The sequence below is a fragment of the Aurantimonas sp. DM33-3 genome (assembly GCF_014334315.1).
In the GTDB taxonomy this organism is placed as follows: Bacteria; Pseudomonadota; Alphaproteobacteria; order Rhizobiales; family Rhizobiaceae; genus Aurantimonas; species Aurantimonas coralicida.
In genome coordinates, this window is record NZ_JACSGS010000012.1 from 1 (window position 1) to 14,224 (window position 14,224).

The window sequence follows — 14,224 nt, forward strand, 5'->3', positions numbered from 1 at the left end:
TGACGAAAGGCGGGCGGCGAACCTTGCTCGGGCACGGTCTCCAACGACCAAGGATGACACGGTGCGCTGCCCGCCGATCAGCCTCTCCAATTGCAAGAGGCCGTCAACAGACAAGGATGACGCTCTGAGGGGGTTGGGATCGCTACACGCACAGGCCGCTGGTGACAGGGGCGTAGGAGCGGACGCGGTAGAGGACAGGATCGAGCCTCCACTGACACCGTGCCTGTCCCGCGCATGTGTCGCGAGCCTGGTGGCCATGCAGACGGATAAGCCTGCCTTCGGCGCGCCTCCCCTTCTACACGGCCCAGCCGCTTCGAAGTCGACCCAACGCGGCGTACGCGACTAGCCAAACCCTATATCAAGGTCGTCATCCTCGGGCTTGACCCGAGGACCCATGCCAAACCGGTCCCGTTGCACCGACGGATACAAGCAAGCGACGACATCCCGCCGGACCACCAGAATACGTCCGTACGCCCCGGCCCTACGCCGTCGCGCGCACGGCGAATTCCCCCTCCGGCGCCTCATCGCTCTCCGCCACGTCGACCGCCGACACGGACGCGCTGGACGGCCCCGTCCAGAGCGCGGCCAGCATGTCGTCGACGACCGCGGGCTCGCCGGCGATGACGGTCTCGACCTCGCCCGACGCGCGGTTGCGCACCCAGCCGGACAGGCCGCGCCGCGCCGCCTCGTCCCGGCACCAGGCGCGGTAGCCGACGCCCTGGACCCGGCCGGCAACGGTCACGTGAACGGATTTCATCGGCGCCTCGTCAGTGCTTGCAGATCAGGGCGATCTCCGGCCGGCAAGCCGGCCCTATTCGAACTCCATGATCACCGCGTCGACGGCGAGGCTGTCGCCCGGCTTGGCGTTCAGCTTGGTCACCGTCGCGTCGCGCTCGGCCCGCAGGATGTTCTCCATCTTCATCGCTTCGACCACGGCCAGCGTCTCGCCGGCCTTGACCTCCTGCCCCTCCGAGACGGCGATCGAGACGACGAGGCCCGGCATCGGGCAGAGCAGCATCTTCGAGGTGTCCGGGGGCGTCTTTTCGGGCATCAGCCGGTCGAGTTCGGCAATGGCCGGCGACAGCACCTTGGCCTCGACCCACAGGCCGTCGACGAAGATCGCCGTCACGTTCTCGCGCGAACGCACCTGTGCGGCGAGTTCCGCACCGTCGAGTGTCCCGAACCAGGGCGACTGGCCCGGCTCGTAGTCGGTCGCGAGCACGCATTCGGCGCCGTCGACGCTCATGCGATACTGCACCGGACCACCCGCGGTGCCGGCCTCCGGCACGACGGTCACGGCCAGATATTCGCCGTCGATCTTGGCGACCCAGTCGCGCTGGATCGCACCGGAATGGACGCGCAGGCGGTCGATATGCCGGTCGAGCCGGGCCTTGCGCGCCATCTCGATGGTGGTGGCCACCAGCGCTGCCCGGCGAAGCGTTTCCGCCGAAGGGGTCGGCTGCGCGAAGCCATCGGGATATTCCTCGGCGATGAAGGCGGTCGACAGTCGCCCCTCGCGCCAGCGCGGATGCTCCATCAGCGCGGCAAGGAACGGGATGTTGTGTTCGATGCCCTCGATCTCGAAACGCGACAGCGCCACACTCATCGCGTCGATCGCCGCCTCGCGCGTCGCCGCGTGGGTACAGAGCTTGGCGATCATCGGGTCGTAGAACATGGCGATCTCCGAGCCCTCGGTGACGCCGGTGTCGTTGCGCACGGTGGCGTCGCCGAGCGCCCCCTCCTGCGGCGGTCGGTAGCGCGCCAGACGCCCGATCGACGGCAGGAAGCCGCGGAACGGGTCTTCGGCGTAGATCCGGCTTTCGACGGCCCAGCCCTCCAGCCGCACCGCGTCCTGCGCGATCTGCAGCGTCTCGCCCGCCGCAACGCGGATCATCTGCTCAACGAGGTCGATGCCGGTGACGAGTTCGGTCACCGGATGCTCGACCTGCAGTCGGGTGTTCATTTCGAGGAAGTAGAAATTGCGCTCCGCATCGACGATGAACTCCACAGTACCGGCGCTCTGGTAATCGACGGCCTGGGCCAGCGCGACCGCCTGCTCGCCCATGGCGCGCCGCGTCTCGGCGTCGAGATAGGGCGACGGCGCCTCCTCCACGACCTTCTGGTTGCGCCGCTGGATCGAGCATTCCCGCTCACCCAGATGGATCGCGTTGCCGTGCGAATCCGCCAGCACCTGGATCTCGATATGGCGCGGATCGACGATGAACTTCTCGATGAAGACCCGGTCGTCGCCGAAGGAGGAACTCGCCTCCGATCGCGCCCGGTCGAAGCCGTCGCGGCACTCTTCGTCGTTCCAGGCGATCCGCATGCCCTTGCCGCCGCCACCGGCAGACGCCTTGATCATCACCGGGTAGCCGATCTCACCAGCAATCCGCACCGCCTCGGCCGGATCCTCGATGATGCCCATATGGCCGGGGACGATGTTCACGCCGGCCTTCTCGGCGAAGAGCTTCGATTCGATCTTGTCGCCCATCGCCCGGATCGCCTTCGGCTTGGGGCCGATGAAGACGATACCGTTCTCCTCGAGGAGTTCGCAGAAGCTGGCCCGCTCCGACAGGAAGCCGTAGCCCGGATGCACCGCTTCGGCGCCGGTGGCGCGGCAGGCCTCGAGGATCTTCTCGGCGACGAGATAGCTCTCGCCGGCGGGCGACGGGCCGACATGCACGGCCTCGTCGGCCATCCCCACATGGACGGCACGGCGGTCCGCATCGGAATAGACCGCCACGGTGGCAATGTTCATCGCCCGCGCCGTCTTGATGACCCGGCAGGCGATCTCACCGCGATTGGCGACCAGAATCTTCTTGAACATGATGGGGTGCTACTCCGGAACAGATCGTGCATCCTGCAATCGCGTCCGTTTTGACCTCTGGGCCGTCCGACTGCAAGCCGCATGCCCCGTCCGCGCCGCGGACCTCGCCTGCGGCCGGCAGCGCTGCGACGGGTCCGGGTGCGAACCGCGACAGGAAGGAAGCAAGGGCCCGATGACGGATATCATGCAGATGGATGGCGACACGATGGGCGGGCGCATTCAGCGCGGCCGCGAATCGCTGGGCATCACCACCGCCGAACTCGCGGCGCGCCTCGGCGTGAAGCCGGAGACCATGCGCGGCTGGGAGCGCGACCGGTCCGAGCCGCGGGCCAACCGCCTGATCACCCTCTCCGGGATTCTCGGCGTCAGCCCGGCCTGGCTGCTCGGCGGCTATGGCGAGGTCCCCGACACCGTCGATCTCGACGAGGACGGCATGGCCGCCCGGCTCGACAATCTGCGCGCCCGGCGCGATGTGCTGGATCGCGAGATCGCCCGGCTGGAAGCCGCCATGGCAAGCGCATCCGCATGACAATATTCGCTACTTCGACGCGCCGGCCGAGCCTCTGCCTCGCGGCGCCCATGTCCTCCAGCGGATCCCTGTCCCGATGATCAAGGTGCTGATCGACGCCGACGCCTGTCCGGTCAAGGACGAAGCCATCGAGGTCGCCGGGCGCTACGGCGCCGAGGCCGTGCTGGTGTCGAATGGCGGCATGCGCCCGTCCCGCTATCCCGACGCGCGGATCGTGACGGTGCCCGAGGGCCCCGACGCGGCGGATGACTGGATCGTTGAGGCGATCGAGGCCGGCGACGTCGTCGTCACCGCCGACATTCCGCTTGCGGCGCGCGCCCTGGAGAAGACCGCCGCGGCCCTCGGGCCGACCGGCCGCGAATTCACACCCGAGTCGATCGGCACGGCGCTGTCGATGCGCGCCTTCAAGCAGCATCTGCGCGAGACCGGCGAGAGCAAGGGCTACAACGCCTCCTTCACCAATGCCGACCGCTCCCGCTTTCTGCAAAGCCTCGACCAGATCCTGCGACGGCCGCCGGCCCTCAACTGACACGGAGCGACAATCGCGCCTGCAAGTTCCGCGTGCGAACCGCCTGCCCTATCAGTGGGTTGCGACAACGCCAACCATCCCCAGCGCGGCAAAGAGAACAGCCACGAAAACCGGCGGCGTTTCTTTCAATTTTGCTTCAAATTCAAGCGGATGGCGAGACAAGGGCAGCATTTCGCCTGCAACATGGCAGGCTGCAGACTTGCTGCATTGCAAAAGTATTGTGCAGAACAATTAATTCGTCAGGAATCTTTATATTCGACCAAGTTGGTTACCGGTCGTTAGGAAAGGGCCACTATCTTCCCTTTACGGAAGTTTCAGGGGCACGAAAAATCGGTGTAGATCATTATGTTGGAGTATCGCGAGCAAGGGTTCGCCGTCCAGTTGATGGAACACCTGGTTGTTCCCACCTTCGTCCTGGATGCCAGCGGACATGTCACGATCTGGAATCGCGCCTGTGAGCGGCTGACCGGCGTGCGCGCCGCGGAGGTGATCGGGACCAAACTGCACTGGAGCGGCTTCTACGAGAGCGCTCGCCCGTGCCTCGCCGATCTCGTCCTCAATGGTGAGGACGATCTGGTCGACGAACTCTATTTGGCCAATCGCAGCGAGACCTACCAGCACGGCGCGCTGTCCGCGGAGAACTGGTGTGTCCTGCCCCAATGCGGCGCCCGCCGCTATCTGGCGATCGACGCCGGCCCGATCTATTCGCCGAGCGGCTCGCTGATCGCCGTCGTCGAAACCCTGCGCGACATCACCTCCCAGAAGGAAGCCCAGACGGCGCTCGAGACCCTCGCCAGCCAGGACGGGCTGACCGGCGTCGCCAATCGCCGAATGTTCGACCAGCGGCTGGCCGCCGAATGGCAGCATCCGGCGCATCTGTCGCTGCTGATGATCGATATCGATCACTTCAAGCCTTACAACGATGCCCTCGGCCATCAGCGCGGCGACGAATGCCTGCGGCGCATCGCCGATCTCATCGTCTCGGAGACCCGGCAGGAATGTGATCTGGTGGCGCGATATGGCGGCGAGGAATTCGCGGTGATCCTGCCCCATGCCGACATGCAGATCGCCCTCGCGGTCGCCCGGCGGATCCTCGCGGCCCTGAAGCGGGCGGCGATCGAGCATCCCTGCCCGGCCTGCCCGCCCTTGGTCTCGCTGAGCATCGGCGCGGCCTGCCGGAGCGATCGCTCCGTCACGCCCGACGCGCTCATCGCCGCCGCCGACGCCTCGCTCTACCGCGCCAAGCAGCTCGGCCGCGACCGGATCATCATCGGCGAAACCGAGATCGCCGCCTGAGGGCGGGACAGTCTGCGAGCATCATCGACCCGCGCGACCCGGTCGCGCGCATCGCATGAAACAAGATTTTTTCCGATGAAGAGCGACGGTCCCTGGCCGGACACGAAAGTGGCCGGCCGGTCTTCGCGCGACGGTACGAGGAAACCGCCATTGCACTAGACCGACCGACCGCCCCACGGGACCCAGGAGATGCGGCGGACCTGAGCATTCCATGGGGTAACTGCGAAGATGCCGGGTTAACCCCTTGACCTTCGGTGTGAAGGCAGGTTCGCGCAGAACCTCGCCAAATGCAACGATGTCACGTGCTCACCGCGCATGAAGTTTTAAACAATGGTTAAGATGCGTGCGTACGCGGCGCTTCGTGGAGCGTCGGGCCTCGCCGCAAAGCGCTGCGCCGGCCCGACTCAGGCGGCTTTCGCCAGCCCGACCCGGTTCCGTCCGTCCCGCTTGGCTTCGTACAGCGCCTGGTCGGCCCGCTCGATCAGCGTGGCGGCATTGTCCCGCGCCGCGTCGAAGACCGCGAGTCCTTCGCTGACCGTCACCGTGAGAAGTTCGCCGGCGATCTGGAACGGCATGTCGCACACGCTCCGGCGGATCCGGTCGGCCACCGCCATCGCGGTGGTCTCGTCGGCGCCGATCATCAGCACGGCGAATTCTTCGCCGCCGAACCGGCAGGCGAGATCGCTGGCCCGCAGGCAGCCGCTGAGCCGCCGGGCGAAGTCCTTGAGCACCAAGTCTCCGGCCGCATGGCCCCAGCCATCGTTGATGCGCTTGAAATGGTCGATATCCGCCATCAGCACGGAAAAACTGATCCCGGTCTCCCGCGCCCGCACGACCGCCTTGTCCAGATGCGTCTCCATGAAACGCCGATTGTGCAGGCCCGTCAGCGGATCGGACAGCGCCATGGCGAGGGTTTCCTCGACCGAGCGGCGCAGGCAATCGTCATAGCGACGGCGGCGGAGCTGCGTGCGGATGCGCGCGACCAGCTCGTTGCGGTCGAGCGGCCGCTGCAGATAGTCGTTGGCGCCGAGTTCCAGGGCCTTGGCCGCGCCGACATCGTCGCCGGCGGCCGCAATGCCGATGACCGGCAGGTGCCGGGTCGCCGCATTGGATCGAAACTGCGAGACGAGCCGCAGCGGGTCGCCCGCGCTGGCCGCCAGATCGACGAGGATGACGTCCACCTGGCCGGCGGTGGCCGCTGCCAGCATGGCCGCCGCATCGTCGGTGACCTCGACGGTCGCGATTCCCTTGAGATGCTTTTGCAGGCGACGCACCTCGTCGGCGCTGTCGGCGAACAGGGCGAGCCGCGTCGATGACGGAAAGACGCCGCCGCCCGCATCGTCCTGGCTCACCAGGCTGGCCGCCGTTTCGGCGCGCCGGCGCAGCTCGTCGGTGGTCAGCTTCAGCCGCGTCAGGCTGCGCACGCGCGAAAACAGCGGCAGGTCACGGACCGGCTTGGTCAGAAAATCGTCGGCCCCGGCCTCCAGCCCCGCCACACGATCGGATGGCTGGTCCAGCGCCGTGATCAGGACGATCGGAAGATGCATCATCTCCGGATCGTTCTTCATCAGCCGGCACACCTCGAAGCCGTCCATCTCGGGCATCATCACGTCGAGAAGAACGAGGTCGATGCTCTGGTTGCGGCAGATCTCCAGCGCGGCAGCCCCGCTGGTGGCGGTCACCACGTCGTAATATTCGGCCGTCAGGCGCGCTTCCAGGACCCGGAGATTGATCTCGAGGTCGTCGACGATCAGGATCCGTGCGGTCATGACAACTCCTCAGGCGTCGCCGAGAAACGAGCGGATCGTCTCGATGAACTTGGTCACGGAGATCGGCTTGGAAATATAGGCTTCGCAGCCGCCCTGGCGGATCCGTTCCTCGTCGCCCTTCATCGCAAAGGCGGTGACGGCGATCACGGGGATGCGGAACAGCTCGGGGTCCTCCTTGAGCTGACGGGTCACGTCCAGCCCGGAGATCTCCGGCAGCTGGATGTCCATCAGGATCAGGTCGGGTCGATGTTCGCGGGCCAGCTCCGTGGCGGTCAGCCCGCTGCGGGTCTGGACCGTCCGATAGCCGTGCGCCTCGACCAGGTCGCGGAAGAGCTTCATGTTCAGCTCGTTGTCCTCGACGATCATCACGGTTTTCGCCATTGACGGCACTCCTTGCCTCGACCAGCCCTCATGCTTCGGCTATCGATGGCCTCTTCTACTCGGATTTGATTTAAGAAGTGGGAATGGACAGGTTGCCATCTCTTAACGATAACAAATGGTTGCGGAACGGCGCGCGGGCGCCTGCAATGGACCGGGCCGCGGCCGAGACACTCGCCGTCACGGCCCTCTCCTTCCTTGCGGCCGACCCGAAGCTCTTCGACCGGTTCCTTGCCCTGACCGGCATCGAGATCGGCGCGATTCGCCAGGTGGCCGCCTCGCCCGGCTTCCTGCTCGGCGTCTTCGACTTCATTCTCGGCCACGAGCCGACGCTGATCGCCTTCGCCGAGGATGCCGAGATCGATCCGGCCCGCGTCGTGGCCGCGCGGCAGGCGCTCGCCGGTCCGGGCGAGCCGACCGAATGAGCCGCCCCCTCGTTACCGCAGGCCCGCCCATCGCCAGCCTCGAGCAGCAAAGCGATTCGCTGCTGATCCTCGACATCGACGAGGTGGTGCTGGAGTTCATCGCGCCCTTCGGGGCTCTGCTGGAGGAACACGGCGCGCGCCTCCACCCGGAGAGCTTCAAGCTGACCGGCAATGTACGCTCGATCTCGACCGGGACCGCACTCACCGGCCACGAACTCGACCAGCTGACCGTCCGGCTCTACGAAGAGCAGGAAACCCGCCAGCGTCCCGTCGCCGGCGTGTCCGACACGCTGCGCCAACTGGCCCGCCGCACCGACATCCTGTTCCTGACAGCCATGACGCCGAGCTATTACGATGTCCGCCGTGCCCTTCTCGATCGGGAGGGCCTCGCCTATCCGATGATCGCCACCGAGCGCTCCAAGGGCGCCGTCGTCGCCGAACTGCGCCAGCGCTGGCGCGGCACCAGCATCTTCGTCGATGATCTGCCGCCCAATCTCGCTTCGGTCCGCAAGAGCGCACCCGACACCCATCTCCTCCACCTCATGGCCAACGACGTCTTCCGCCAGCATCTGCCGGCCCTGCCGGCCGGCGCCCGCGCCGCGACCAACTGGCAGGAGGCGAGCATCATCATCGACGAGATTCTTGGCGCCGCCGCCTGAACGGTCCGCCCGGCTCAGTCCACCGCGCAGCGGCGAAACGCCACTGCACGCATTGACCGTCGCGATCCCCGACGATCGCGCTCTGCGTCATCGCTCCACCAGTTCCGGCCGCCAAGGCCGCGGCGGGCGGTGCCCGTATCCGCCCTCGCCTACAGAAGCTCCACGTCGAGGACGCCGGGCGCCGCCTTCACCACGCTCGCCATCTGCGGCGACACCCGGTAGCGGCCCGGCAGCGTGATCTCAACCTCCCGCTCGCCGCCGTCGCGGACCAGAACCAGCGAAATCTCGCTGTCGCCGTCGGCGCGCAACTGGCTCCTGAAGGCCTGCAGCGGGTTGGCGTCCCGCATGAACACCCGCAGCGCCTTCTGCATGCGCACGGCCTCGTCCTCCAGCGACTGCACCGACTGGACCCGGAAGGACACCCCTTCCGGCCGTTCCTCGGCCGACACGCCGACGATCACCGAGGAACCCGGCTCGAGCTGGTCGCGAAAGGCATAGAGCGCTTCGGAGAACAGCACGACCTCGTACTGGCCGCTCGGATCGGACAACTGGATGATGCCGAGCTTGCCGCCGCTGCGGGTCTTGCGCTCCTGGCGCGAGGTCACGGTGCCGGCCAGCTTGCCGGCGGTGGCGCCACGCTTGACCGCGTGGATCACCTCCGCATGGGTCTGCACCCGCAGACGCTTCAGTGTCGTCTTGTACTCATCCAGCGGATGCGCCGAGAGATAGAAGCCGATCGCCTGGAATTCGCGCAGCAGCTTTTCCGACGAGGTCCAGAGCTGCGCGGGATTGAGATGCAGCGGCTCGGGCTCGCTGTCGGCCCCGCCGAACATGTCGTGCTGGCCGGATGTGCGGCCTTCGTGCACGCGCAGGGCATAGGACGCCATCAGGTCGATATTGGCGCATAGCAGCGCCCGCTCGTGGCCGAAACAATCCAGCGCGCCGGCGGCGATGAGGAATTCGAGCGTCCGCTTGTTGACGATCTTCGGGTCGATACGAGCGCAGAAATCCTCGAGTGACTGGAAGCTGCCGTCGCCACGCGTCGCCACGATGTGGTCGACCGCCTGCTCGCCGACGCCCTTGATGGCGGCCAGCGCGTAGAAGATCTTGTTCTTGCCGACCTCGAACTGCCGGAACGAGGTCTGCACCGACGGCGGCACGATCTTGATGCCCAGCCGCATGGCGTCCATGCGGAAATCGTTGAGCTTTTCGGTATTGCCCGCGTCCAGCGTCATCGAGGCTGCGAGGAACTCGACCGGGTGGTTCGCCTTCAGATAGGCCGTCTGGTAGGCGACCAGCGCATAGGCGGCGGCGTGGCTCTTGTTGAAGCCGTAGTCGGCGAACTTCGCCAGGAGGTCGAAGATCATGTTCGACTGGGCCTTGTCGAGGCCGTTGGCGACCGCGCCCTCGACGAACCGGACGCGCTGCTTGTCCATCTCGGCGCGGATCTTCTTGCCCATCGCGCGGCGCAAGAGATCGGCTTCGCCAAGCGAGTATCCCGACAGGACCTGGGCGATCTGCATCACCTGTTCCTGGTAGATGATGACGCCCTGGGTCTCCTTGAGGATCGGCGCAATCTTGTCGTGGATGAAGTCCGGCTCTTCCTCGCCGTGCTTGCGCGCATTGTAGGTCGGAATGTTCTCCATCGGGCCCGGCCGATAGAGCGCCACCAGCGCGATGATGTCCTCGAACCGGTCCGGGCGCATGCCGATCAGCGCCTTGCGCATGCCGACCGATTCCACCTGGAACACGCCCACGGTCTCGCCGCGGGTCATCATCTCGTAGGTCCTGGCGTCGTCCAGCGGGATGGCCGAGAGATCGATGGTCGGCCCGGTGCGGGCGATCAGTTCGACCGCCTTCTGCAGCACGGTCAGGGTCTTCAGGCCAAGGAAGTCGAACTTCACCAGACCGGCCGGCTCGACCCATTTCATGTTGAACTGGGTGACCGGCATGTCCGAGCGCGGATCGCGGTACATCGGCACGAGCTGCGACAGCGGCCGGTCGCCGATCACGATACCCGCCGCATGGGTCGAGGCGTGGCGGTAGAGCCCTTCGAGCTTCAGCGCGATCGAGATCAGCCGGTCGACGATCTCTTCCTTCTCGCGCGCCTCCTGCAGGCGGGGCTCTTCCACCAGCGCCTGCGCCAGCGTCACCGGATTGGCCGGGTTCTGCGGCACCAGCTTGCAGAGCTTGTCGACCTGGCCGTAGGACATTTCGAGGACGCGGCCGACGTCGCGCAGCACAGCGCGCGCCTGCAGCGTTCCGAATGTGATGATCTGGCCGACCTGCTCGCGCCCGTATTTCTCCTGGACGTATCGGATCACCTCCTCGCGCCGGTCCTGGCAGAAGTCGATGTCGAAGTCGGGCATCGACACGCGTTCGGGATTGAGGAAGCGCTCGAACAGCAGCGAGAAGCGCAGCGGATCGAGGTCGGTGACCGTCAGCGCATAGGCGACCAGCGAGCCGGCGCCCGAACCACGGCCGGGACCGACGGGAATGCCCTGCGCCTTGGCCCATTTGATGAAGTCGGCAACGATCAGGAAGTAGCCCGGGAACTTCATCCGCTCGATGATCGACAGCTCGAATTCCAGCCGCTCACGGTAGCTTTCGGCGGTCTCGCCGGGTGCCAGCCCGTGCGCGGCAAGCCGCGCCTCCAGCCCCTCGATGGCCTGACGCCGCAATTCGGCGACCTCGGCCGCCTCGGCTTCCGCCGCGTCCGCATCGGCGCCGGCAAAGCGCGGCAGGATCGGCGCACGGGTCCGCGGCCGGTAGCTGCAGCGCTGGGCGATCTCGACCGTGTTGTGCAGGGCTTCGGGAAGGTCGGCGAACAGCACCGACATCTCGTTCTGGGACTTCAGGCTGTGATCGCGCGACAGGCGACGCCGGTCCTCCTGGCTGACCAGACGGTTGCTGGCGACGGCGATCAGGGCGTCATGGGCTTCGAAATCGTCGGCCTTCAGGAAGAAGGGTTCGTTCGTCGCCACCAGCGGCAACGCCATGTCGTAGGCGAGCTGCAGCGTGTCGGCCTCGACCTTGCGGCTGCGCCCCTCGTGGCGTTGCAGCTCGACATAGAGCCGGTCGCCGAAAACCGGCACCATCCGCTCCATGCGGCTGCGGGCGAGATCGGCCCGGTCCGCCGCGATGGCAGCCCCGATCGGGCCGAGCGGGCCGCCGGTCAGGGCGATGATTCCCTCGGACCGCGTTTCCAGCCATTCGAACAACACATGCGGGCGCGGATTGTCGGCATGCCCGAGATAGGCGAGTGAGACGATCTCCACGAGATTGGCGTAGCCCGCTTCCGTCGCCGCGATCAGCACCAGCGGCGCGATCGAGGCCAGGCTTCGTTCGCGGCGCCCGCCCCGGCTTTCCTCGCAATCGGAGAACTCGACGTCGATCTGGCAGCCGGTGATCGGCTGGATGCCGGCCTTCGACGCCTTCTCGGAAAACTCCAGGGCGCCGAACAGATTGTTGGTGTCGCAGATGCCGATCGCCGGCGCGTCGTCGCCCTTTGCGAACTTGATGATCTGGTCGAGCTTCAGCGCGCCTTCGAGCAGTGAGAAGGCGCTGTGGACCCGCAGATGGACGAATTTGGGTTTGGTATCCGACGCCATGCTGCTGCTCCATCATTCCCGAGCCGGCCATCCACCGCGGCCGGCTCCGCCCCCCGGCGCTGGCCATCGGCCATCACCCGTCAAGGCAACCCAACGACTAGGCCGAGTGGCCGCCGGAGGAAACCGCCGACCCGCAACGGTGCACAGGAAAGCGGCGGCTACACCACATGAACGAGAAGGCTGAGGCTGAACACGAAACCGGAGACGACGGCGAGCGACAACAGGTCCTTGGCGATATCGAGCATGATGTTCATCCTATGTTCTATGTTCCTTATATGTTCTCGTTTGTTCCAGATTGTCAACCTCCCGGATGGAACGGCCGGCGTGCATCCGCCGCGGCGCCTCCCGCAGGCAAGAGACTTGTGTCGCCGCGCCAAACGGTTAGCGTGGACGAACGGCGACCTTCGACATGGTGATGAAGAGATGACGCGTAGGGCAATCTTGCTGCTGGCCGGCCTCGCCGTCCTTGCGGGCGCGTCGGCAACGGCCGAGACGCTGGACGAGACGACGCGCTACTTCGCCATCCGCGGCACGACGCTGGCGGAGCTCGACCGCGATCTCAATCGCCGCGGCCCCTTCGTCGCCGAAACCGGGCTACGCCATCCCGGTGCGACGGAGGTGAAGTTCGACGGACACGTCACCTACAAGCGCGTCGCGGAGGGCTGCGCCGTCGACATGGCCAATGTGAAGCTGACGCTCAACATGCTTCTGCCGAAATGGGCGCCGCCCCGCGGTGTCGCGCCGGAGACGATCCTGATCTGGCGAACGCTGGAATCGGATATCGAGCGCCATGAGAAGCATCATGCGGACATCGCCAAGAGCTGGCTGAAACGCATGGAGATGGCGCTGCGCAATCTGCGGCCCGAGCCGAGCTGCGCCCGGATGGAAGCCTTGGTGAACCAGGTGACCCAGCGCTATCTCGCCGGGCACGAGCGGGCCCAGGTCGAGTTCGACACCATCGAGGGACGCGAGGTCAACTTCCGCCTGCGCCGGGCGCTCAGTCGGGCCGTGTCGGACTACCGGCGCTGATCCTACGCGGAGCGGCTCAACCGGTCTTGGACAGGCGATCACGATAAGGGCCCGCGACCACGAAGCCGCGAGCCCTTATAGAGTCTGAACATGCAGCCGCGTCCGGCGCGCCGGCCGCAATGCCGCGAAGGTGGTGATCAGGCCTGCTGCGCCGGGACCGTCAGGACGAGACCGTCCAGATCTTCGCGCATCTTGATCTGGCAAGAGAGACGGGAATTCGGCTGCGGTTCGTAGGCGAAGTCCAGCATGTCCTCCTCCATCGGCTCAGGCTCGCCGGTCTTCGCCGTCCAGGCCTCGTCGACATAGACGTGACAGGTGGCACAGGCGCAGGCACCGCCGCATTCGGCCTCGATGCCGGGCACGTCGTGCTTGACCGCGTTCTCCATGGCGGTGGTGCCGTTCGGCGCATCGATCTCGAAGCGTTCACCCTCCGGGGTGAGGAAAACGAGCTTGGGCATGAATGAGGCTTTCGGCTTGCGGGGTCGGGTCGGCGGCGGGCGCGTCGTGGCAAGGCCAAACGGGCATGGCCTGCGCCGCCGCTGATGGTCGCGCTTGGTTAGAGTTCGCACGGGCCGGAAGTCAACCGGTCGCGGTGCCGCTGCGCGGCTCGACCGGACGCCGACAACCTATCGTGCGAGGCGCGTGACGAAGCCGAGCGTCTCGTTCACTTCGGCCCGAAGTGCCGCCAGACTGGCCGCGTCGAAGCCCGATCGCTCGCTCGCCTCGGCGGCGTCCGCCAGCGGAAACGCTCCGACATTGCGGCACGCCCCTTTCAGCGTATGGGCGATCTGCCGCAGCTCCAGACCGCCGGCCGTCTCCAGCCGAACACCGACCAGCTGCAGGTGCCGCACGAACAGCCCGAGCACCTCCCGCTCCAGGCTGCGATCGCCGGCCGTCTGCCGGGCGAGGTGCACCAGATCGATGGGCCGCTGACCGGAGGGTGAGCGCAGTGCGCCCTCGCCTGCCGGGGTGAAGGCGTCGTCGGGAAGTGAATGCGCAAGCGAGACCATGGGACCATCCGAACAATCGAGCGATGCGGTCCGGAGCTCATATATAGAGCTCCGTCCTGGACGCAGCTTCGATCATCAACCGCCGGAATGGAGGAAGCGTTAAGCGCGCTGACCGGAACCTGCCCCAAAGCGTTGCAGATGTGCCATGTCGGCCTAGAATTG

Annotated in this window: 13 protein-coding genes; 6 read left to right on the forward strand and 7 right to left on the reverse strand. The window is 66.3% G+C overall.

The genetic code is table 11. From position 1 onward, the window contains the following. Positions 1-481: 481 nt before the first annotated feature. Both H9Q09_RS15625 and H9Q09_RS15630 read right to left on the reverse strand, forming a co-directional pair. Positions 482-757, reverse strand: coding sequence for an acylphosphatase (locus tag H9Q09_RS15625; protein WP_187391805.1), 276 nt, complete (start codon positions 755-757; stop codon positions 482-484). A 54-nt stretch (positions 758-811) separates the two neighbouring features. Then, positions 812-2,827, reverse strand: a complete 2,016-nt coding sequence (locus tag H9Q09_RS15630) for an acetyl/propionyl/methylcrotonyl-CoA carboxylase subunit alpha (RefSeq protein WP_187391806.1) — start codon at positions 2,825-2,827, stop codon at positions 812-814. A gap of 172 nt (positions 2,828-2,999) precedes the next feature. On the opposite strand from H9Q09_RS15630, the gene H9Q09_RS15635 reads away from it, so the two are divergent. The 3 genes from H9Q09_RS15635 (at position 3,000) to H9Q09_RS15645 (ending at position 5,181) form a co-directional block, all read left to right on the forward strand. Then, complete coding sequence (locus H9Q09_RS15635; protein ID WP_187391807.1) at positions 3,000-3,356, forward strand: helix-turn-helix domain-containing protein; 357 nt, start codon at positions 3,000-3,002, stop codon at positions 3,354-3,356. Between the two features lie 76 nt (positions 3,357-3,432). Beyond that, positions 3,433-3,885, forward strand: coding sequence for a YaiI/YqxD family protein (locus tag H9Q09_RS15640; protein ID WP_187391808.1), 453 nt, complete (start codon positions 3,433-3,435; stop codon positions 3,883-3,885). A 384-nt stretch (positions 3,886-4,269) separates the two neighbouring features. After that, a complete protein-coding gene (locus tag H9Q09_RS15645; protein ID WP_246716174.1) occupies positions 4,270-5,181 on the forward strand; it encodes a diguanylate cyclase in 912 nt (303 codons plus the stop codon). 404 nt (positions 5,182-5,585) lie between these two features. Here the strand turns inward: H9Q09_RS15645 and H9Q09_RS15650 are convergent, their stop codons facing one another. Both H9Q09_RS15650 and H9Q09_RS15655 read right to left on the reverse strand, forming a co-directional pair. After that, complete coding sequence (locus tag H9Q09_RS15650) at positions 5,586-6,950, reverse strand: PleD family two-component system response regulator (protein ID WP_187391810.1); 1,365 nt, start codon at positions 6,948-6,950, stop codon at positions 5,586-5,588. 9 nt (positions 6,951-6,959) lie between these two features. Further along, positions 6,960-7,331 (reverse strand): response regulator, encoded by a 372-nt coding sequence (locus H9Q09_RS15655; protein ID WP_024350574.1) that lies wholly within the window; start codon positions 7,329-7,331, stop codon positions 6,960-6,962. Between the two features lie 146 nt (positions 7,332-7,477). On the opposite strand from H9Q09_RS15655, the gene H9Q09_RS15660 reads away from it, so the two are divergent. Further along, a complete protein-coding gene (locus tag H9Q09_RS15660) occupies positions 7,478-7,753 on the forward strand; it encodes a DUF3572 domain-containing protein (protein ID WP_040325604.1) in 276 nt (91 codons plus the stop codon). Next, positions 7,750-8,412, forward strand: coding sequence for a hypothetical protein (locus H9Q09_RS15665; protein WP_187391811.1), 663 nt, complete (start codon positions 7,750-7,752; stop codon positions 8,410-8,412). The genes H9Q09_RS15660 and H9Q09_RS15665 overlap by 4 nt, the downstream gene beginning before the upstream one ends. A 149-nt stretch (positions 8,413-8,561) precedes the next feature. Here H9Q09_RS15665 and dnaE read toward each other — a convergent pair whose 3' ends face one another. Further along, positions 8,562-12,023: a DNA polymerase III subunit alpha gene (dnaE, locus tag H9Q09_RS15670; RefSeq protein WP_187391812.1), complete on the reverse strand. Its 3,462-nt coding sequence runs from the start codon at positions 12,021-12,023 to the stop codon at positions 8,562-8,564. A 423-nt stretch (positions 12,024-12,446) separates the two neighbouring features. Between dnaE and H9Q09_RS15675 the strand changes: the two genes are divergently transcribed. Beyond that, positions 12,447-13,052, forward strand: a complete 606-nt coding sequence (locus tag H9Q09_RS15675; RefSeq protein ID WP_024350571.1) for a DUF922 domain-containing protein — start codon at positions 12,447-12,449, stop codon at positions 13,050-13,052. A gap of 137 nt (positions 13,053-13,189) precedes the next feature. Here the strand turns inward: H9Q09_RS15675 and H9Q09_RS15680 are convergent, their stop codons facing one another. Next, a complete protein-coding gene (locus tag H9Q09_RS15680; RefSeq protein WP_187391813.1) occupies positions 13,190-13,510 on the reverse strand; it encodes a 2Fe-2S iron-sulfur cluster-binding protein in 321 nt (106 codons plus the stop codon). Between the two features lie 168 nt (positions 13,511-13,678). After that, a complete protein-coding gene (locus tag H9Q09_RS15685; RefSeq protein WP_187391814.1) occupies positions 13,679-14,062 on the reverse strand; it encodes an Hpt domain-containing protein in 384 nt (127 codons plus the stop codon). Between the last annotated feature and the right edge of the window lie 162 nt (positions 14,063-14,224).